This window comes from Paraburkholderia oxyphila NBRC 105797 (assembly GCF_000685075.1).
Taxonomy (GTDB): domain Bacteria; phylum Pseudomonadota; class Gammaproteobacteria; order Burkholderiales; family Burkholderiaceae; genus Paraburkholderia; species Paraburkholderia oxyphila.
On the sequence record NZ_BAYD01000088.1, the window covers coordinates 24,670 to 43,498 of the forward strand.

Annotated in this window: 13 protein-coding genes and 1 pseudogene; 3 read left to right on the plus strand and 11 right to left on the minus strand. The window is 66.7% G+C overall.

Features of this window, described 5'->3' with window-relative positions:
* Window positions 1–12: 12 nt before the first annotated feature.
* Window positions 13–915: a LysR substrate-binding domain-containing protein gene (locus BO1_RS36280; protein ID WP_028221765.1), complete on the plus strand. Its 903-nt coding sequence runs from the start codon at window positions 13–15 to the stop codon at window positions 913–915.
* Between the two features lie 78 nt (window positions 916–993).
* Here the strand turns inward: BO1_RS36280 and BO1_RS36285 are convergent, their stop codons facing one another.
* The 3 genes from BO1_RS36285 to BO1_RS36295 all read right to left on the minus strand — a co-directional run bounded on the left by BO1_RS36285 (window position 994) and on the right by BO1_RS36295 (window position 6,453).
* On the minus strand, window positions 994–2,151 hold the full coding sequence (locus tag BO1_RS36285) for an acyl-CoA dehydrogenase family protein (protein ID WP_028221766.1): 1,158 nt from the start codon (window positions 2,149–2,151) through the stop codon (window positions 994–996).
* Window positions 2,152–2,242: 91 nt separating this feature from the next.
* Window positions 2,243–3,772 carry a class I adenylate-forming enzyme family protein gene (locus BO1_RS36290; RefSeq protein WP_084688482.1) on the minus strand — a complete coding sequence of 510 codons (1,530 nt, stop codon included), beginning with the start codon at window positions 3,770–3,772 and terminating at the stop codon, window positions 2,243–2,245.
* A gap of 251 nt (window positions 3,773–4,023) precedes the next feature.
* On the minus strand, window positions 4,024–6,453 hold the full coding sequence (locus tag BO1_RS36295; protein ID WP_028221768.1) for a cytochrome P450/oxidoreductase: 2,430 nt from the start codon (window positions 6,451–6,453) through the stop codon (window positions 4,024–4,026).
* Between the two features lie 134 nt (window positions 6,454–6,587).
* On the opposite strand from BO1_RS36295, the gene BO1_RS36300 reads away from it, so the two are divergent.
* Window positions 6,588–7,481, plus strand: a complete 894-nt coding sequence (locus BO1_RS36300) for an IclR family transcriptional regulator (RefSeq protein WP_028221769.1) — start codon at window positions 6,588–6,590, stop codon at window positions 7,479–7,481.
* 10 nt (window positions 7,482–7,491) lie between these two features.
* Here the strand turns inward: BO1_RS36300 and BO1_RS36305 are convergent, their stop codons facing one another.
* Window positions 7,492–8,700 (minus strand): cytochrome-c peroxidase, encoded by a 1,209-nt coding sequence (locus tag BO1_RS36305; RefSeq protein WP_407670045.1) that lies wholly within the window; start codon window positions 8,698–8,700, stop codon window positions 7,492–7,494.
* Window positions 8,701–8,845: 145 nt separating this feature from the next.
* Window positions 8,846–10,132 carry an alkaline phosphatase family protein gene (locus BO1_RS36310; RefSeq protein ID WP_028221771.1) on the minus strand — a complete coding sequence of 429 codons (1,287 nt, stop codon included), beginning with the start codon at window positions 10,130–10,132 and terminating at the stop codon, window positions 8,846–8,848.
* Between the two features lie 321 nt (window positions 10,133–10,453).
* On the opposite strand from BO1_RS36310, the gene BO1_RS36315 reads away from it, so the two are divergent.
* On the plus strand, window positions 10,454–11,998 hold the full coding sequence (locus BO1_RS36315) for an NYN domain-containing protein (RefSeq protein ID WP_052409722.1): 1,545 nt from the start codon (window positions 10,454–10,456) through the stop codon (window positions 11,996–11,998).
* Between the two features lie 319 nt (window positions 11,999–12,317).
* On the opposite strand, the pseudogene BO1_RS54180 reads toward BO1_RS36315, so the two are convergent.
* The 6 genes and pseudogenes from BO1_RS54180 to BO1_RS36345 all read right to left on the minus strand — a co-directional run.
* Window positions 12,318–12,551 (minus strand): annotated as a pseudogene (locus tag BO1_RS54180) (hypothetical protein); the annotation flags it as partial.
* 121 nt (window positions 12,552–12,672) lie between these two features.
* Window positions 12,673–13,497: a bestrophin-like domain gene (locus tag BO1_RS36325; protein ID WP_028221773.1), complete on the minus strand. Its 825-nt coding sequence runs from the start codon at window positions 13,495–13,497 to the stop codon at window positions 12,673–12,675.
* A complete protein-coding gene (locus BO1_RS54185) occupies window positions 13,494–15,794 on the minus strand; it encodes a cation:proton antiporter (RefSeq protein WP_063744739.1) in 2,301 nt (766 codons plus the stop codon). The genes BO1_RS36325 and BO1_RS54185 overlap by 4 nt, the downstream gene beginning before the upstream one ends.
* Before the next feature lie 19 nt (window positions 15,795–15,813).
* On the minus strand, window positions 15,814–16,401 hold the full coding sequence (locus BO1_RS36335; RefSeq protein ID WP_028221774.1) for a LutC/YkgG family protein: 588 nt from the start codon (window positions 16,399–16,401) through the stop codon (window positions 15,814–15,816).
* Window positions 16,388–17,839: a lactate utilization protein B gene (locus tag BO1_RS54190; protein ID WP_043288022.1), complete on the minus strand. Its 1,452-nt coding sequence runs from the start codon at window positions 17,837–17,839 to the stop codon at window positions 16,388–16,390. Before BO1_RS54190 ends, BO1_RS36335 begins: the two co-directional genes overlap by 14 nt.
* On the minus strand, window positions 17,836–18,579 hold the full coding sequence (locus tag BO1_RS36345) for a (Fe-S)-binding protein (protein ID WP_028221775.1): 744 nt from the start codon (window positions 18,577–18,579) through the stop codon (window positions 17,836–17,838). Before BO1_RS36345 ends, BO1_RS54190 begins: the two co-directional genes overlap by 4 nt.
* Between the last annotated feature and the right edge of the window lie 250 nt (window positions 18,580–18,829).

The window sequence follows — 18,829 nt, forward strand, 5'->3', positions numbered from 1 at the left end:
CTGGGCGAAACCATGCATTTCGATCTTGTCGACCTGAAGCTCTTCACGCACGTGGCAGAGGCCAGCAGCCTCACGCGCGGCGCGGAACGCGCGCATCTCTCGCTGCCCGCGGCCAGCACGCGCATCAAGAATCTCGAAGAGCAAGTCGGCGTGAAACTGCTCTCGCGCACGAGCCAGGGGGTGACGCTCACGGCGCCCGGCGAGACGCTGCTCGCGCATGCGCGGCGCGTGCTCAAGCAACTGGAGCAATTGCGGGGCGACCTGCAGGAGTACTCGCAGGGCGTGAAGGGGCATGTGCGCGTGTTCGCGAACACCACGGCCATGAGCGAGTTCCTGCCCGCCGTGCTGCGCACCTACCTCATCAATCATCCGGATGTGTACGTGGATATCCACGAGCGGTTGAGCCCCGACATCGTGCGCGCCGTGCAGGACGGCACCATCGATATCGGCATCGTGGCCGGCGACGTGCGCACCGAGGGGCTCGAAGTCATGCCCTACCGGCGCGACCGTCTCGTGCTCGCGACCGCGCTCTCGCACCCGCTCGCGCAGGCGAGCGAGATCGACTTCGCCCAGACGCTCGACTACGACTTCGTGGGCCCGCCCGACGACAGTGCAATCTATGCCTTTCTCAAGCGCGCCTCTTCGGACTTGCAGCGCACCATCCGTTGGCGCATTCAGGTCAGCAACTTCGAGGCCGCGTGCCGCATGATTGAAGCGAACATCGGCATCGGCGTGCTGCCCGAGGGCACCGCGCGCCGCCACGCGCAGACCATGGCGCTCAAGATCGTGCCGTTCACCAACGAGTGGGCCGTGCGCAAGCTGCAGATCTGCGTGGCCGAGCGGGAGGCGCTGCCCCTCTTCGCGCGCAAGCTCGTCGATCTGCTGGTGGCCGACGGCATCGGCCGGCTTGAATGAATCTCCCGTTTTGCCCGCTATTTCGGGGCTGAATCCGCGAAAGAGCGGCGGCGAACCTCGCGCCGCCGCCTTCGCGAATCAAAGCGCTTGCGCGTCGCGCATCATGTTGCGCGCGATGACGATCTGCTGAATCTGGCTCGTGCCTTCGTAGATGCGGAACAGGCGCACGTCGCGATAGAAGCGCTCGATGCCGTAGTCGGCCATATAGCCCGCGCCGCCGAAAATCTGCACCGCGCGGTCGGCCACGCGGCCGCACATCTCCGAGGCGAAGAGCTTCGCGCATGCGGCCTCGGTGCTCACGTTCCTGCCTTCGTCGCGGCGGCGCGCCGCGTCGAGCACCATGCAGCGCGCGGCATAGAGTTCGGCCTGGCTGTCCGCGAGCATGGCCTGCACGAGCTGGAATTCGCCGATCGGCTGGCCGAATTGCTCGCGTTCCATCGCATAGCGCAAGGCGTCGTCGAGCATGCGCTGCGCCACCGCCACGCAGATCGCGGCGATATGGATGCGGCCCTTGTCGAGCACTTTCATCGCGGTCTTGAAGCCCACGCCCTCCTTGCCGCCGATAATATTCCCGGCCGGCACCTTCACGTCCTCGAAGATCACGTCGCAGGTATGCGCGCCCTTCTGGCCCATCTTGCGGTCGCGCTTGCCGAAGCTGATGCCGGGCGTCTTCGCATCGACGATGAAGGCCGTGATGCCGCCCGCGCGCGGCTCGTCGGGATTGGTGCGCGCCATCAGCGTAAACATGCCCGCCTGCGGCGCATTGGTGATGAAGCGCTTGGTGCCGTTCACGACGTAGTGGTCGCCGTGGCGCTCGGCGCGCGTCTTGAGCGAGGCCGCATCGGAGCCCGAGCCCGGCTCCGTGAGCGCGAAGCTCGCGATGACCTCGCCGGTTGCGAGCTTCGGCAGCCAAGTTGACTTTTGCTCCTCGGTGCCGTCGATCACGATGCCCTGCGAGCCGATACCCACCGTCGTGCCGATGATCGAGCGAAACGCGGGCGAAGTCTTGCCGAGCTCGAACATCACGAGCACTTCTTCTTCCATCGTCAGGTCGAGGCCGCCGTAGGCCTCCGGAATCGTGAGGCCGAACAGGCCCATCGATTTCATGTCGTTCACGATGTCGGCGGGAATCTCGTCGGTTTCCGCCACGCGCTCCTCGTTCGGCACGAGGCGCTCGCGCACGAAGCGCGCGACGTTATCGAGCAGCACGTTCATCGTTTCCTGGTCGCGAATCATTATTGGCATCCCTTATGAGTTGAGTTCGGCAGCGCCTCGTTCCGGTCAAAGCTCCGGACAAAAGCGCGCCGCTTCGAATTGGAACGACGCGCTAGCGGCGGCGCGCAGCCAGCTCGCGCAGCGGCTGCTTTTGGAGCTTGCCGCTCGCGGTGGTGGGAATCATGTCGATGGGCACGATCTGCACGGGCCGCTTGTAAGGCGAAAGCCGCTCGCCGATATAGCGCTGCAGCGCCTCGATATCGAGCGTCGCGCCCTCTTTGGGCTCCACGAAGGCCACGACTTCCTCGTTGCCTTCGGCATCGGTGCGGCCCACCACGGCTGAGAGGCGCACGGCCTCCCAGGTGTTGATGACCGACTCCACTTCGATGGGGTAGACGTTGAAGCCCGAGCGGATGATGAGGTCCTTCGAGCGCCCGACGATAAAGAGCGCGCCATCGGCTTCGAGCCGCCCGAGGTCGCCGGTCTTGAGCCACCCATCGGCGTCGATCGCTTCAGCCGTGAGCGCGGGCTCGCGATAATAGCCATGCATGACACCGGGGCCACGCACCCATAGCTCGCCCGCCTCGCCCTGCGCGACTTCGCGGCCGTCGGGGCCCACAATGCGCAGTTCCGCGCCTTCGACGATCTCGCCCGAGGACGTGTCCTTGCGCGGCCGGTCCATGCGCGTGATGAAGAGCGAGCCCGCGTACTCGGTCATGCCGTAGCCGTGATGCAGCGGCATGCCGAAGAGCGCTTCCACTTGCTGCTTGAGCGTGGGATCGAGCGGGCCGCCGCCCGTGTAGAGATAGCGCAGGCGCGGCGCCTGCACCGCGCCGCCATGCTCGCGCGCCCACGCGACGATCCGCGTGAACATCGTGGGCACGCCCTGCAGGATGGAGATTTCCGAGGCGCGCAACGCCTTCACCACCTCTTCCGCCGAGAAGCGCGTGGCCAGATACAGGCTCGCGCCCGCCTCGAAGGTGGCGAGCAGCAGCGTGGCAAGGCCGAAAATGTGCGACATCGGCATGACCGCATAGGCGCAGTCGGCGGCCGTCATGTCGCGGGAAGTGGCGGACACATGCGCGAAATGCAGCAGCCCGCGATGCGTGGCCATCACGCCCTTGGGCTGGCCCGTCGTGCCCGAGGTGTAGATGAGGAGCGCCACTTCGTGGGCAAGCGCATCGGGCTCGCTCACGGCTTGCGGGTCGGGGTCCGCCATCATCAGCGGGCCGAGCCCCTCTGGCGCGATTTCTTTCGCGCGCTGGCGCACGCCGTGACGCAGCGCGTCGGGCGAAGCCGCATGCGTGAAGAGGATCAGCCGCGGCCCGCAATGCGCGCGGATCGTCTCGATCTCGCGCTCCGAGAGCCGCGCGTTGACGATGGCCGGCCACGCGCCGATTTCCGAAAGCGCGAACAGCAAGGTGATAACGGCCGAGCAGTTCTCGGCCACGACCATCACGCGGTCGCCGGTGCCCACGCCCTGCGCGCGCAAAAAGCGCTGCGCCGCCTCCACGTTGCGCCAGAGCTGGCCGAAGCCGGTCTCGCGGCCCTCTTCGCGTATCGCCGTGGCCTCGGGCGCCGCCTGCGCCCAGTGCCGCGCGATGTCGCTGATCTTGCGCGCCGCCCGCGCCACGCCTGTCACCACCTTCGCCTCCTGTCTTTGCTCTCTCGGTTCTCTCACGGCACGCGTGCACGCGCCGCCTCGCGACAGTTCTCAGTGTGGTGGAGCGGCGCGCAGCCAACAATTCGTTTTCAAAGAAGCCGGCATTCGTCTGGCCGGAAGTCGGCAATAGCCCCGATGTTCATCCTGCTTGCGGCTCCTGCCAGCAGCCGCGATATCGTCAGCAAAACGTAATATTCGTGCTCGGGACCCGGTACGCTCGCGCTCACGCCCTAAAGCTCCAGTATCAGCCGTTTGCCGCGTGCGCGCGAGCAGCAGGTCATCATGCGGGTCTGCGCCTCGCGTTCGGCGCGCGTGAGCACGACATCGCGATGATCGATCTCGCCCGCCAGCACGCGCACTTCGCACGAGCCGCACAGGCCTTCCTCGCAGTCGCTCTGCACGTCGATATTTGCGCGGCGCAGGGCCTCGAGCACGGTCTGGTCCGCGCCCACCTCGAGCACGACGCCCGAATCCTTGAGCTCGACCTCGAAGGCGTGCTCGTTCGCCGGATCGAGCTTGCCGGCGCTCGCGGCGAAGTGCTCCATGCGCAAAGCGTCTGCGGGCCACGCAGCGCTCGCGGCCTCGAGCGCGTCGAGCATGCGCGCCGGGCCGCACGCGTAAACGCGCGTGTGCTCGTCCACGCGCAGCGCGCCGAAGTCGTTGCGCGTGCTTTCATCGGAGGCGTAGAGATGCAGCCGTTCGCCATGCAACTGCGCCAATTCGTCGACGAACGCCATGGTCCGGCGCGATCGGCCGCTGTAGTGCAACACGTAGTCGATGCCGAGTTCGCGCGCGCGGCGCGCCATCGCGCTGATCGGCGTAATACCGATGCCGCCCGCGATGAAAATGGCGCGGTGCCCCGCCTCGCGCGTCTCGTCAAGCCGGAAATGATTGCGCGGCCCACGGATCCTCAGACGCATGCCCTCGCGCAGCGCGTCGTGAATCCACGCGGAACCGCCGCGGCTCCGCGTTTCGCGCAACACGGCGATTTCGAACGCGCCCGTGTCGGCGGGGTCGCCGCACAGCGAATACTGGCGCGACAGCCCTTCATGGCCGCTTTTGCCCAATTCGTCGGCGGCTATGCCGAACTCAGTGCCGCATTCCACGTCGATATGCGCACCGGGCGCCCAGCGCGGCAACGTCGCGCCCTCGGATGCGGCCAGACGCAGCCGCACGATGCCCTCCGCCACGGTCTCCACGCGCTCGACCACCACCGGGCGGCTCAAGGCATGCGACGACGGCTCGCCGATGCGCACCGGCGAGCGCGCGCCCAGCAACGCACGATTCGTGCGCTCGGGGTTCTGCGCGGGGTCCCATTCCACCCAAAGATGCTCCGGACCCCGAAACGACGTATTGGGCACGTAAGTAAACTGCTGACCGGCCAGACGCATATGCGGCAGCCGGCGCGTGAATTCCTCGAGAAAAATCTGCATCTCCATGCGCGCGAGGTTCTTGCCCATGCACTGGTGCGCGCCATAGCCGAACGTGACGTGGTCGCTCGCATTCTCCCGCCGGATATCGAACAAGTCGGCGTCGGCGAAATGCTGCTCGTCGTGATTCGCCGACGACGTCACGATCAGGAGCTTCGAGCCCGCCGGAATGTCGATGCCGCCGAACTGTACATCTTTCGTCGCCAGACGCCGCCACGCCGCGATCGAGCCGTTGTGGCGCAGGCACTCCTCCACCGCGTTCGGTATCAGGCTCGGGTCTTCGCAGAGCTCGCGCCACACGCGCGGATGCTGCAGCAGCAGCTTCATCGCGTTGGCCGTGGCGTTCGCCGTGGTCTCGTGCGCCGCCACGATGCCCGCCATCATCATCGAATGCAGATAGGAATCCGTGACGACCTCGGGATGCGCCTGCTGCTTGCGGATGCCGTATTGCATCCAGCCGGGGCCCTCGGGATTCTGGCGCATCTTCTCGAGCACCTTGCCCGCGAACTGCCAGAAGTTGCCCACCGCGTGCGCCACCGCCACCTGCTCTTCAGGGCGCGGGCGGCCCCAGGTGTTGACCGTGTGCGCGATCGAGTAGCGGCGCAGCATGTCCATGTCTTCCTCGGGCACGCCGAGAAAATGCAGCGCCACCGTGAGCGGCACTTCCCAGAGGATTTCGTCGACGAGATCGGCGCGGCCCGAATCGATGAAACGGTCGACGTATTCGCGCGTGAGGCGCCGCACCATCGGTTCGTGGCGCTTCAGATGTTCGGGCGTGAACGGCTCCATCAGCACGCGGCGACGCGGCATGTGCGCCGGCTCGTCTTCGTTCACGAGCGTGCGGTTCATGGCGTAGCCGTACGACTCGAGCACCGCGTTGGCTTCGTGCCCGGTTGGCGTGATCTTTTCGAGCGCGATGGAGGGCGAGAACGTGAGGTTGTCGCGGAAGATCGCCTTGATGTCGTCGTAGCGCGTGACCACCCAGTAGCCGAGCTGCGGGCTGTAGAACACGGGCTCCTGCTCGCGCGCCCAGCGCACGTATTCGGGCGGGTCCTGCTGGTAGCCGTCGCTGAACGGGTCGAAGGCTGCAGCGTTCGCGCTTACCGGGCAGCGCGCGGCGGCGGCCGGGGCCGCGTGAGCCCCGTGGGGAACGGGGCAACGCCCTGCCGCCGCATTTTGGGGCCGGAAATCCGGCGGCGGCGCAGCGGTATCGCCGGGTGTCTCGCTCATGGTGCTGCCTCCTGCAACGTTGCGCCGATATCGTTTTGCGTAACTCTAGTACGCATTGCGTAACGTAAAGATAGGGGTTAACCTCCACGCATGCCGTCACGCGTATGGCGGGGCGGCGTCACCAGGATCGCTGAATGATTAAAAAAGCCGCATCCATAACACCCGCGCCCGCCGGCGCAGCGACGCGCGAGCGCCGCCAGCGCGTGCAGTCCGCGCAAACCGGCATGGCCGTGCTCAAGGGCCTCGCGCGCCTGGGCGGCCGCGCAAGCCTCTCGGGGCTCGCGGGCTACGTGGGCGAGAGTCCCGCCAAGGTGCACCGCTATCTGGTGAGTCTCATCGAGGAAGGGCTCGTCGCGCAAGACAGCGCAACACAGCAGTATCTGCTCGGCGCCGAAGCCATGATGATCGGCGTGGCGGCGATGCGCCAGGCCGATCCCGTGCGCGCGGCCGAGCCCGCGCTCGTGCGGTTGCGCGAGGCGCTGGAGGTGACCTCGTTCGTCGCGGTGATGGGCAATATGGGACCCACGATCGTGCGCTTCGAGGAGCCGGGTCTGCCGGTCACGGTGAACGTGCGTGTGGGGTCGGTGATGTCGCTGCTGTGGTCGTCCACGGGCCGCGTCTTTCTCGGGCTGCTCGACGACTCGCGCGTGCTCGCGCTGGCGCAGGAAGAATTCAGGCATTCGGCCCCTGCGTTGCGCGCACTGCTCGAACCGGATAAAGCGCGGGACGATACGGACAACGAAACGCACGCCCCCGCCCCAGTCGAAAGATTGCGCCGCGCGGTGCAGGCCGAAATCGAAGCGCACCGCTGCGCGAGCGTGAAGGACACGAACCTCAAGGGCATCAGCGCCGTGTCCGTGCCGCTCTTCGATCACACCGGCCGGATCTGTGCCGTGCTCACGGCGCTCGGCGCAACCGGCGGCTTCGACGCGTCGCCCGAGAGCCCCGTGGCCGACGCGCTGCGCCGCGAAGCGGCTGCCGCGAGCGCCCTGCTCGGCTTCACGCCGCCGGCCACGCGGGCGGCGTGAAGCAGCGGGATCACGGCCCGTGCGGCGGCTGCGCGCCGGGCCGGTAGCCGTCGTCGAGCGTCTTCAGGAAGGCGATCACATCGTCAATGTCGCGCGCGTTCCAGACGGGCTTGTCACCGGGTTTGCTGGTCAGCGGCGCATCGATGGTGTCGACGTTGCGGCGCAAGGCCGGCGGCAAGTCGTCGAACTTCACGACCTGGCCGTGGGCGTCACGCGGATACCACTTCTCCGGGTTCGTATCGCGTTCGACGTAGAAGCGCAGCGCGTCGCGCAACGTATGGAAGCGGCCATTGTGGAAGAACACCTGGCGCGTCGCCACATTGCGCAGCGTGGGCGTCTTGAAGAGGCCGCACATCGTCTGGTCCTTGGTGAGGTCGTGGCGCAACGGCCCGCATAGCCCCTCGTCGTAGTACGCCGGATCGCGATTGACCCGCAGCTCGGGATTGCGCGGCACGCCGAGCGCCTCGAACTGGAAATCGGTGAAGAGCGGATGCGCGCCGTTCGCGCCGGGCTGGTCGATATGGCAGGACGCGCAATTGCCGCCGTTCGGATCGTCGAAGAGCTTCTTGCCGCGCCGCTCGCTCGCGGTGAGTTGCGCCTTGCCGTCGAGGTAATAATCGAACTTGCTCGTGTACGGGTGAAAGTCGGGCTCTTCGAGCTCGTAACGCTCGATTGCCGTCATTGCCTCGCGCAACGCCACTTGCGGCGAGTCGAATACCGTCTCGCCGAAGACCTGCTTGAAGCGTGCCGCGTACGGTGCGCCCGCAAGCTTCGTGACAACCGAAGCCGCGTCGCGGTTCGCCATCTCGCCGGGATTGAAGAGCGGAAACGTGGCCTGGTCGCGCAGGCGGTTAAAGCGCCCGTCCCAGCCGAAACCGCCCGCGGGCGAGTTGTCGTCCTCGAAGCGCTCGCCGAGGCTGGCCGCCTGCACATGCGTCCAGATGGGCGTGCGGTCGAGCACGTAGCGCAGCGTCGGCACGGCGCGTGTGCCCTGCGAACGCAGATCGGCGCCGCCGAGCTGCGCGGCGAGGCCGTTCGGCGGCCCGTAGGCATGCGCGGGGCTGTGGCAGCTCGCGCACGACATGCGCCCCGAGGCCGAGAGCGACGGATCGTAGAACAGCAGCTTGCCGAGCGCAGCCGTGTCGCTGAAGACGGGCTTTGCCGCGGTCTGCGGGGCCGCCGCCGGAGAGGGGATGCGCGTGGCCTGCGCCTCGGCCATCTGCGGCGCGCTCGATGCCACGATGGCCATGCCGGCCGCTACCGCCGCCATAGCGGCGCGAGCGGGTATGGAGCGCGCAGCCTTGACGACGCGGCGCGCCGCCCGGGTCGCGGCCCCGGTCACGAAACAACGGTCGGTCATAGGCTTACAGGTTCGTGAAGATGTCGTTGCCGAAGCCCACGAGCCCGGTCTGCCCCGCATAGCCGAGATGACTGAGGCCGAAGATGTCCTCGATGCTCTTGAGCATCGAGTAGTGGTTGTACGGCACCGTCGAGACCGTGCCCGGCTTGATGAACCTCGAGATCATCACGGCGCCCGTCTGGTCCCCGCCGTAGTTCGACTTCGCCAGGACGAGCGAGATGTCGCCGAGCGCTGCCGGCAGACCCGGAATCGCGCTGGCCGACACCGAGCCGTATGCCTGCGACTGCGGGAACGCCGCGAGGTTAGGCCCCGGCTGTTCGCTGCAGCAGGTGTCGCCCGCATAGGTCAGCGTCAGCGTGGCCGGCTTCGTGCTCGTGTTCAGCGTCTGACTCGCGTAGCTGCTCTCATCGAAATTGATGATCAGGAGTCCGTCCTGCTTGAACGCAGGCGAGGCCGTGATAATGGGCACCCACTTTTGCAGGAACGCGTTGGCGCTCGTGAGGCCGCCCGGCTGGCCGTTCACGCACGGCGAGTCGTGGCCGTCGTCGCACAGGTTCGGCGTGATGAAGTTGAAGTTGGCCGTGGTCGCGATCAATTGCAGATCGTTTTGCAGATGGTTCAGGTTCACCACGTTCGTCCCGCAGTCGGACGAGTCGATGATCGAGTGGAAGTACATGAACGGATTGTGGCGCGTCGCGTACTGGTCGCCCTCCGGCACGGCCGCGCTCGGCGCTTCGGCGCGCTGCGTCTGATCCGCGGTGTTCAGGGCCGGGTGGCCGCAGGTGGCGGCTTCGCGCGCCGGGTCGTTGCCCATGTCCTCCGCGTAGCCCTTCCACGTGTAGCCCGCCGCCTTCAACTGATCGGGCAGTGTCTTGATGCTCGCCGGGAACACGCAGCCCGTGCCGATCGCCTGACCATCGGAGGTCATCCCGGTCAGGTTGTAGTCCTCATAGTCCGAGCAGTCGTTATCGGTTTGCGGCGTGGGCGCCTGGCCGCTCACCATGGCGATGTAGTTGTCGAGGCTCACGTGGCCCGTGCCGTAGTAGTTCTGCACGACCGCCCCCTGCGAAGCCAGGGTCTGGGACAGATACGGCGCCTTCGAGCTGGAGCCGAAGGTGCTCGCGTAGTTCTCGTTTTCGAGCGTGATGACGAATACGTGGCGGATTTGCTGCTGGCCGGTCGCGGCCGGCGTTGAGGAGGAACCGCAGGCGCTCACGAAGAGCGCCGCGAAAAGCGCAGCAAAAACGGACGCGTAAAGCGCCCAGAGCTTGCCCCGGAAACGTAAAGCCATGGATGTCCTCTGTTTTGTGGAGTTGTTGTGGGATTCTTTGTGAGCACGCGCTGCATGCACGTGGTTTGGAGCCGCGAAGATTAGGCAGCGTATGTGACGAACGCGTGAAAAACGATGCTGATCTCCCGTTAAAACGCCTGCATCGTCCAAATGAACTATGTGCGCGCACACAACCGCATGGCCTGACCAGCGCCCTCCAGAGATGGACGGCATGTGAGCGCCGTTATGTGCGCATGCGTGGCGGCTGGCTGGGTTTTCCGCCGGTGTCACGCCGAGGGGCTATCATGTGCGTTCGAACTGTAGATGGAACGAACGAATCACATGGCCTCCCCCCAGGAAAACGTCAGCATGGCGGTGTTCTGCGACTTCGAGAACGTCGCGCTCGGCGTGCGCGACGCGAAGATCGACCGCTTCGATATCAAGCCCGTGCTCGAGCGGCTCTTGCTCAAGGGCAGCATTGTCGTGAAGAAGGCCTATTGCGACTGGGACCGCTACAAGGGCTTCAAGGCGTCGATGCACGAAGCGAGCTTCGAGCTCATCGAGATTCCGCACGTGCGCCAGTCGGGCAAGAATTCCGCCGACATCCGCCTCGTCGTGGACGCGCTCGACCTCTGCTATACGAAGTCGCACGTGGACACCTTCGTGATCGTGAGCGGCGACTCCGACTTCTCGCCGCTCGTCTCCAAGCTGCGCGAAAACGCCAAGAAGGTGATCGGCGTGGGCGTGAAGCATTCGACCTCGGACCTGCTCGTCGCGAACTGCGACGAGTTCATCTTCTACGACGACCTCGTGCGCGAGCTCGCGCGCGAGCAAAAGGAGCGCGCCAGGGCCCGCGGCGAAAGCGGCGCGAACGCGAAGCGCCAGGCCGGCGACGATCGGCGCAACACCGCCGAAAGCGCCGCCGAGAACGCCGAGGAGCGCGGCGAGGAACGCAAGTCCAAGGCGATCACGCTAGTGGTCGAGACGCTCGACGCGCTCGGCTACGAACGCGGCGACAGCGGCAAGATCTGGGCCTCGGTGCTCAAGAGCGCCATCAAGCGGCGGCGGCCCGATTTCAACGAGGCGCGCTACGGCTTCCGCGCATTCGGCAACCTGCTCGACGAAGCGCAGGCGCGCGGCCTGCTCGAAGTGGGCCGCGACGAGAAGTCGGGCACCTACGTGACGCGCACGAGCCAGCCGGCGAGCACGGCGAGCGCGAGCCCGGCCGAAGAAGCCCCGGCGCCGCGTGCGGACGAGTCGCGCTCGCGACGCAAGGGCCGGCGCGGTGGCCGCGGCGCGGCTGCGGCGGGCGAGAATGGGCACGAGCAGGCGCGCGAAGCGAGCGACACGCGCGAAACACGCGAAATGCAGGAAACGGCCGAGGCGCATGTGTCGTTCGAATTCGAGCACACGCGCGAGTCCGAGGCCAGCGCGGCGATGTCGAACGGCGACCTCTTCACCGAGGCCGCCGAGAAGCAATCGCATGGCGCGCACGCACGCGAGCGCGCGCGTGAACACGCGCACGGGCACGACGACGCGCGGCACGCAGACGACATGCCGCTCTTCGGACAGCCGCCGGGCGGCGCGCAAGAAAGCACGGCCGTCGAGACGCCAGCCGCGGCACGTCAAGCGCCTGATGCCCCTGAGGCAGCCGAAGCGCCTGAAGCACCACGGCGCGCACGCAAGACCGCATCGCGCAAGAGCACCGCGCGCAAGAAGGCCGCCCAGCCGGCAGCGCAGGAAGCCGATGCGGAGCCGCGCGAGGTGACGGAGCAGCCCGCGCCCGAAGCCGACGCGGACCACGAGCCCGCCAGGAAGAAAGCAAAAGCGCCGAAGAAGTCAACGGCGCGTGCACGCCGCCCGCGCAAGGCGGCTGAGGAAAGCTGAACGCCGCGAACTCAGGTAGCAGGCAGCCTGAGAGGTAGCGTCAAAAGCGGCGCGTGAGGCGGCGTCAATCGTCGCCGAACGGGTTCGCAGGGCGCTTGCGCGGCGCCGGTTCAGTGGTGCTTTCCTTCCCGGACGAAGGCGTACCGAATGGATCATCGCCCGCCTTCGAGGCGTCGGACGGCTTGACCTCGCCGAACGGATTCGCTGCCGGCGCGGGCTTGGGTTCACCGAACGGATCAACGCTCGCCGGCGCGTGCGTCCCGCCAAACGGATCGTCAACTGGCGCGCGCGGCGCCTCGCTCTCCTCCTCGCCAGACGCCGCGAGGTTGTACTCCGCCTGCACCTGCGCGAGCACACCGGCGATGCTCGCCTCGAACCCCGCCGCGTTGCCGAAATTGCGCATCGTCCAGTTGCAGCCCGTGCGATCGGGGGTCTGCAGTTGTGGACGCGGCACGCCGATCTTCACGCCGTCGTCCACGACTTCCTGGAGCCGGTGAATCCGGCGCTTCACCTCCTCCTGCAGCCGCGACGCGTTGAGGGTCTTGCGCAGCATCGGGCACCTCCTTTTCCATGCTCGAATCGAAGAGCGAGTCTAGCGTACCGCGTAGCTCGAAGCGACACGATGCGAAGGCGTGATGCAAAGCCACGCGATGGCACCAGCGGCAGCCCACGCGTCACGGCTGCTGCACCTGCGGCACGAGCGGGCGGTTCATATGCGCGAGCGCGTCGCGCATGGATTCACTCGGAATCACGATCTCCCCCGTAAACGGCGTGTCGAAATCGACGATCACATACACCGTCGACGAAATCGACACCGCACCCAGCACGATCATCACCAAGGCGAGCGCGTTATGCGGCGCGATCAGGCCGAAGCTCAGGAAGATCAGCATGAGCCACAAGGTGAGCATCGCGAAGAAGGGCGGCGAGATGGTGGCGTGCGCCTCTTCGATCAGGCGCCAGCGCGCATCGCGCACGCGCCCGAACAGATCGGTCAGGCGCGCCGCGAGCGCGGCCTGATAGCGGTCACGCGGCTCGAAACGGCCGATCTGTTGGCCGACCGTATTGAGCAGCGCGCCGAGCGTCTCGCTTTCGATTTCGCCGTCGGTCGCGGGTTGCACGCGCGGATAGTAGTCGCCGGGCGGCGGGGTCTCCTGTGGCCACGTGGAGGCAACGGCCGCCGCGGTGTAGCTGCGCAGGGCGGCGCGCGCGGCGGCGGCATCGGGACCGTAGTCGCGCAGGCGATCGTCGAGCTGAATCAGGTCCGCCGAGTAGGCGCGCATGTCGTCGGTGGCCGTGTCGTAGCTCGTCTTCGCGGACGCGATCAGCAAGCTCAGCACCAGCGCCGCGAACGTCACGAGCATGCCGAGCACCAGTTGCACGAGCTGCACCGTTTCATGCTTGCGATGCTCTTCGGGCAGCAACGGCTTGAGCAGTAAGCCGAGCCCCGTGCCGCCCAGCAGCAGTACGAACACCAGCAGTGCGCTCTCGATTTCAGTCATGGCGCAGCACCACGCTGTGCTTCGTTTGCGGCGCTATCGGCGGTATCGGGAGTCTCGCCGCGTGCTGCCGCCGAGACGGGCGCCGCCGTGCCGTGCAATTCGGGCGTCGGCGCTACTTGCGTTGTCTGGGCGTTGATGTGAGCGTCCGCGCCAGTCTCAGCGAATATGTCCGGCTCGCCAGCATCCACCGCGTGCGCATCCGCACCTTTCCCTAGCAGCAAGTCCGGATGCGCGCGCGGCACCGCCCGCTTCCATGCCGCGTCCAGTTCGCGGCGGATCGAATCGTAAATCTCCTTCGAAATCGAGCGGTCCTCATACATCGCCACCACGCGCGCGCGTCCCTCGCGCAGCGCGTAGAGCAGCATCATGCGGCGCTCGAGCACGTCCGCACCGTTCCCGCCAAAGCAGCGCCGCACGTTGTCCAGCCCGCGCTCGGCCTTCTCGATGCGACTCTTGAGTATCGTGCGGAGCAATTTGGCCAACCGCTCGCCCAGCAGCGGCGTGAGACTCGCATCGGCGAATTCCAGCAGCTCGTGCAGCACCACGCGGCGGCACATCAGGAGTTCGAACTGATCGGCGAGCGCGTCCGCGTACGGCTGGTTGATATGCAGCCAGCGCGCCACGAAGCGCGCGACGCGCAGCCCCGGCGTCTCGGCGAGTATCTTCGCCGCCGCGCGCTGGTAGCCGATGCGCCCGCTTTCGCGGGCGGCCTCGATCATCGCGTCGGTGTTGCGCATCATGGCGTCGAGATTGCGGATCGTGATGATGCCGCTGCCGTACCGGGGAATCAGGTCGCGCTCCTTGCTCGCGAGCGTGGCGAGCCCGATGGCAAGGCGCTCGCGCTCGGTGAGCGCCGCCTCGATATCGAAGGCCGTCGCGCTCAGGTCGATGCTGTGCCTGAAGCTGTTGCAGGCATCGTCGGCGATCGACTCGGGTATGCGGAAGGTGCGCGCCGCCAGATGCACCTGCTCGGACACGCCCAGCGAAGACAGCCGCACCGCCTGCTGCTGCAGCGCTTCCTCCTGCGGCGAAAGCAGATCGAGCTTGAGCCGCTTGATGAGCAGCTTGAGCGACGAGCCGTTCACGATCAGGCTCACGAGCACGAAGCCGGTGGCGAGGATGGCCACGAAGCGGCGCGTGGTCTCGGGCAACGCCTCGTTGCGCGCGAGGCCGAGCGCGAGCACGAGCGTGACCGCGCCGCGCAGCCCGCCCCATGCGATCACGAGCTTGTACGCGGCGCTTACGGGCTCGGTGAGCTTCAGGCGGCTCAAGAGCGGCAGCATGCCGAACGCCACGACGAGGCGTGCCACCAGCGCCGTCACCACCACGACCACAAGCGCGATGAGATCGAGCCAGTGCGCGTCGCGCAGCGTGGCCGGAATCTGCATGGCCGCGAGCAAGAAGATGGCCGCGCCCGCCATGGCCGCCACCTGCTCCCAGATCAGCTGCAGATGCTGCCAGTTCACGGGTGAAAGCCGCGTGCGGCCAAGCCCGCTGATGACGAGCCCCGCCGCCACCACCGCGACCACGCCGGAGACATGGAGCGTTTGATCGGCGAACAGATAGAGCGGATACGGCAGCGCAAAACTCAGCGAGATCTCGGCCTTGCCCTCTCCGCCGAGCGCCGGCAGCAGATACGCGAACGCGCGCCCGGCCAGCGCGCCCACCGCCAGGCCGCCGAGCAATTCGATGGCGAGCGTGCGCAGCGCGGCGCCGCCCGTTGCGGCGGCGGTGTCGCCGGTGATAGCGGCGATCAGCACGGTCGCAATGGCGATGGCGGCCGCGTCGTTGAGCAGGCTCTCGCCTTCCACGAGGCGCACGAGACGCTCGGGCGCGCCCACTTCGCGGAACACGGCGAGCACGGCGGAGGGGTCCGTGGTCGCGATCATCGCGCCCAGCAGCAGGCCATCGGTGAGCGGGCCAAGGCCGGTCAGGCCGATCGCGCCCCCCACCATCGCCGTGGCAACGAAGACAGCCACTACGGCAAGCAGCAGAATGGGCGCGGCGTCGCCGAGCATTTCGCGCACGTTCACGCTCAGCGCGGCCTGAAACAGCAAGAGTGGCAGGAAGATCCACAAATAGGCTTCGGGCGGCAAGCGCGGCGCGAGCGCCGGCGTGAAGACGCTAGTGGCCAGTTGCGGCCAGGCCTCGCCACTCACGAGATAGATGCCGCCAAGCGCGAAGCCCCAAGCGGCCAGCAGCACCGATTCGGAGAGCGCGAAGCGCAGGCTCACGGCCTGCACCACGGCGATGCTCGCCAGCAAAAAGCCGCTCAGGAGTAGAACGTGGATGATCATTGTTATCCGCGCGACGATTTCAGCGCGCCGCCATCCATACCACGGTCAGCGATCTCACCCCTTGCGCGCCCTGTATGAGCACGCCCTCGATATCGGCCGTCGCGGAGGGCCCCGTCACCAGCGCCGCATAGCGCGCGCCGCGAAAATCGTCGCGCCGGTAGGCATCCTGAAGACCCGCCACGAGTTCGCCCGGATCGAGCAGCACGTAGAGATGCTGCACGAGGTAGCCCAGCGCATTCACCACGTACTCGCGCTCGGAAAGCCACACCGAGCCCGTTTCCGCCACGCCGAAGCGCGCCCGCACGACGCCCACCTCCACGTCTTCGAGCGACACGGGCGGCGTGGCCGTGTCGAGCGCACGCGTGCCCTGCACCTCGGGGGCCGCCGACGCGATCGAGGCCTGCGCGCCGAAGCGCTCGCGTATCAGCGCGAGCACGGCCTCGCCCGATTCGGCCTGCTCCTCTTTCCCGCCCATCAGCGCGAGTGCGGCGCCAAAGCGCGCACGCAAGTCGCCGGGCGGCGTGTCGAACAGGGGCACCTCCGGCAGCGCCTCGGCTGCGGGCTGCGCGGCGCGCACGCGCGCGAGGAACGCTTCACGACTCGCCATCGCCGCCTCCCTTGCTGCCTTTGCCACCTTTGCCGTCTTTGCGGTTCTTGCGGTACCACGCATGAAAGGTCGTGGACGGTACGTGCGGCAGCGTGCGCTGCCGGCCCCAGATATTGAGCGGGTTGTAGAGCACGAAATTGGGCAGGCGCCGCAGCGCACCGTCGAGCGACGCCACGGCCGCTCGATACATCTTCGGACTCCCGAGCAGCCGCCCCGCCATCTTGAGCACTTCCTGCTTCACGAACGGCACTTCGTGCTGCGCGGCGATCACCTCGCGCCACTGATAGATCTGCTCGTGAATGTTGATCTTCACGGGGCATACGTTCGTGCAGCTGCCGTTGAGCGTGGACGCGAACGGCAAGGCGCTAAAGCGCTTCAGGTCGAAGGTCGGGTTCATGATCGCGCCAATCGGCCCCGCATAGGTGCTGCCATACGAAAGGCCGCCGCTGCGCCGGTAGACCGGGCAGGTATTCATGCACGCGCCGCAGCGGATGCATTTGAGCGAGTACCAGAAGTCCGGCATTGCAAGCCGCGCGCTGCGGCCGTTGTCGACGAGGATGAAGTGCATCTCGGCGCCCTCGCGCGGCGCGCGGAAATGCGAGGTGTATTGCGTGATCGGCGAACCCAGCGCGCTGCGCGAGAGCATGCGGATGAACACGCCCAGATCGGAGATGCGCGGAATCAGCTTCTCGATGCCCATCGAGACGATGTGCACGGGCGGCACGTTGGCCGAGAGATCCGCATTGCCTTCGTTGGTGCAGACCACCACCGTGCCGGTCTCGGCCACTGCGAAGTTGCAGCCCGTCATGCCCGCCGTCTTCTCGCGCACGAACCACGGACGCGTATTCATGCGCTGGCGCTCGGCGAGATAGTGGATGTCGTTGTTGGACGGGTCGGTGCCTATCGTGCGGCCGAATACTTCGGCCACGTCGTCGCGCAGCTTGTGCACCGCGGGCACGACGATATGGCTCGGCGGCTGCCGGTCGAGTTGCTGGATGCGCTCGCCGAGATCGGTTTCCATCACCGCGATGCCGTGCTGCTCGAGGTACGCGCGCATCTCGCACTCGTCGGTGAGCATCGACTTGCTCTTCACGAGCGCCGTGATGCCGCGCTCGCTCAGGATGCGGGCGACCGTCTCGTTGTGCTCGCCCGCCGTATCGGCCCAGTGCACCTGCACGCCATTCGCCTCGGCGGCGCGTGAGAACTGGTCGAGATACTCGGACAGGTGCGAGAGCGTGTGCGCCTTGATGGCCGACGCGAGCTCGCGCAGCGTCTCCCATTCGGCAATCGCATGCGCCTGGGCATCACGCTTCATGCGCAGGTCCCAGAGCCGTTTGTCGTGGAAATCGACATGCTCGGGACGCGAAAGAAAGGCGCCCGCGAGCTTCGCGTGCTCGACCCGCTTCGGGCGATCATCGGGTGACTTTGGCGTACTCATTCGCGCGCTCCGTTGAGCACCTGAGCAATATGGATGAAGCGCACATCGGACTGCATGCGCTCCGCGCAGCCCTGCTGATGCATGAGGCATGACATGTCGCCCGAGACGATGTATTGCGCGCCCGCGCTCACATGGTCGACGACCTTGTCCTGCCCCATGCGTACGGAAACCGCTTCTTCGGTCACCGCGAACGTGCCGCCAAAGCCGCAGCATTCGTCGGGGCGCTTCGGCTGCACGAATTCGATGCCCTTCACGCCCTGCAGCAACGCGAGTGGCTTCGAAAAGGGCTTGCCCGGCACCTCGGAGATCGAGGCCTCATGGAGATGGCGCAGCGCGCTGCAACTGTTGTGCAGGCCCACGCGCCAGGGGAATTCGGCCCACGGAAATTCGCGCACGCGCAGCACGTCGTGCAGGAACTCCACGAGCTCGAAGGTATGGGCGCGGACGTGGCGGACGGCTTCGGTCTGCTCGATGGCGGTGAAATGATCGCGCACGTGGTTTACGCAGCTCGCCGAGGGGCCGACGATAAAGTCGTAGCCTTCGAAGGCGCGCGCGAATACGCGCTCCGCACCGGCTGCTTCGGCCCGCGCGCCGCTGTTGGCCATGGGCTGGCCGCAGCAGGCCTGATCGAGCGGATAGTCGACCTCGCAGCCGAGGCGCTCCAGCAATTCGAGCGTGGCGATCCCGACCTCGGGATAGAACGCGTCGATGAAGCACGGAACAAAAAGGGCGACTTTCATGCGAGGGCTCGCGCGAGAAAGTGGACCGGAACATTCTAGCGCTGATCGGCGCGGCAAGCGCGCCAGGTGGGATGGGGCGCCCTTGCTGCTTCACGCGGGCCGGGTCTGCTGATTTACTGCGCTGCAGCGAGGTGGTCGTGCCGACGTTTGCTCAATGTACGGTGGCGGGCGCGTCCCCTCCCCCCGTTAAAGCGTCTTTGAGATGTGCTTTTTTGTGGTTCTCGGGCGCGTTGGCCTTAACTTGTTTTCG

Bases quoted from the DNA above. Each gene is read 5' to 3' on its own strand.
- BO1_RS36280 (WP_028221765.1), top strand. From the start codon at position 13: ATGCATTTCGATCTTGTCGACCTGAAGCTCTTCACGCACGTGGCAGAG.
- BO1_RS36285 (WP_028221766.1), bottom strand. From the start codon at position 2,151: ATGATTCGCGACCAGGAAACGATGAACGTGCTGCTCGATAACGTCGCG.
- BO1_RS36295 (WP_028221768.1), bottom strand. From the start codon at position 6,453: ATGAGCGAGACACCCGGCGATACCGCTGCGCCGCCGCCGGATTTCCGG.
- BO1_RS36300 (WP_028221769.1), top strand. From the start codon at position 6,588: ATGATTAAAAAAGCCGCATCCATAACACCCGCGCCCGCCGGCGCAGCG.
- BO1_RS36305 (WP_407670045.1), bottom strand. From the start codon at position 8,700: ATGGCCGAGGCGCAGGCCACGCGCATCCCCTCTCCGGCGGCGGCCCCG.
- BO1_RS36310 (WP_028221771.1), bottom strand. From the start codon at position 10,132: ATGGCTTTACGTTTCCGGGGCAAGCTCTGGGCGCTTTACGCGTCCGTT.
- BO1_RS36315 (WP_052409722.1), top strand. From the start codon at position 10,454: ATGGCCTCCCCCCAGGAAAACGTCAGCATGGCGGTGTTCTGCGACTTC.
- BO1_RS36325 (WP_028221773.1), bottom strand. From the start codon at position 13,497: ATGACTGAAATCGAGAGCGCACTGCTGGTGTTCGTACTGCTGCTGGGC.
- BO1_RS54185 (WP_063744739.1), bottom strand. From the start codon at position 15,794: ATGATCATCCACGTTCTACTCCTGAGCGGCTTTTTGCTGGCGAGCATC.
- BO1_RS36335 (WP_028221774.1), bottom strand. From the start codon at position 16,401: ATGGCGAGTCGTGAAGCGTTCCTCGCGCGCGTGCGCGCCGCGCAGCCC.
- BO1_RS54190 (WP_043288022.1), bottom strand. From the start codon at position 17,839: ATGAGTACGCCAAAGTCACCCGATGATCGCCCGAAGCGGGTCGAGCAC.
- BO1_RS36345 (WP_028221775.1), bottom strand. From the start codon at position 18,579: ATGAAAGTCGCCCTTTTTGTTCCGTGCTTCATCGACGCGTTCTATCCC.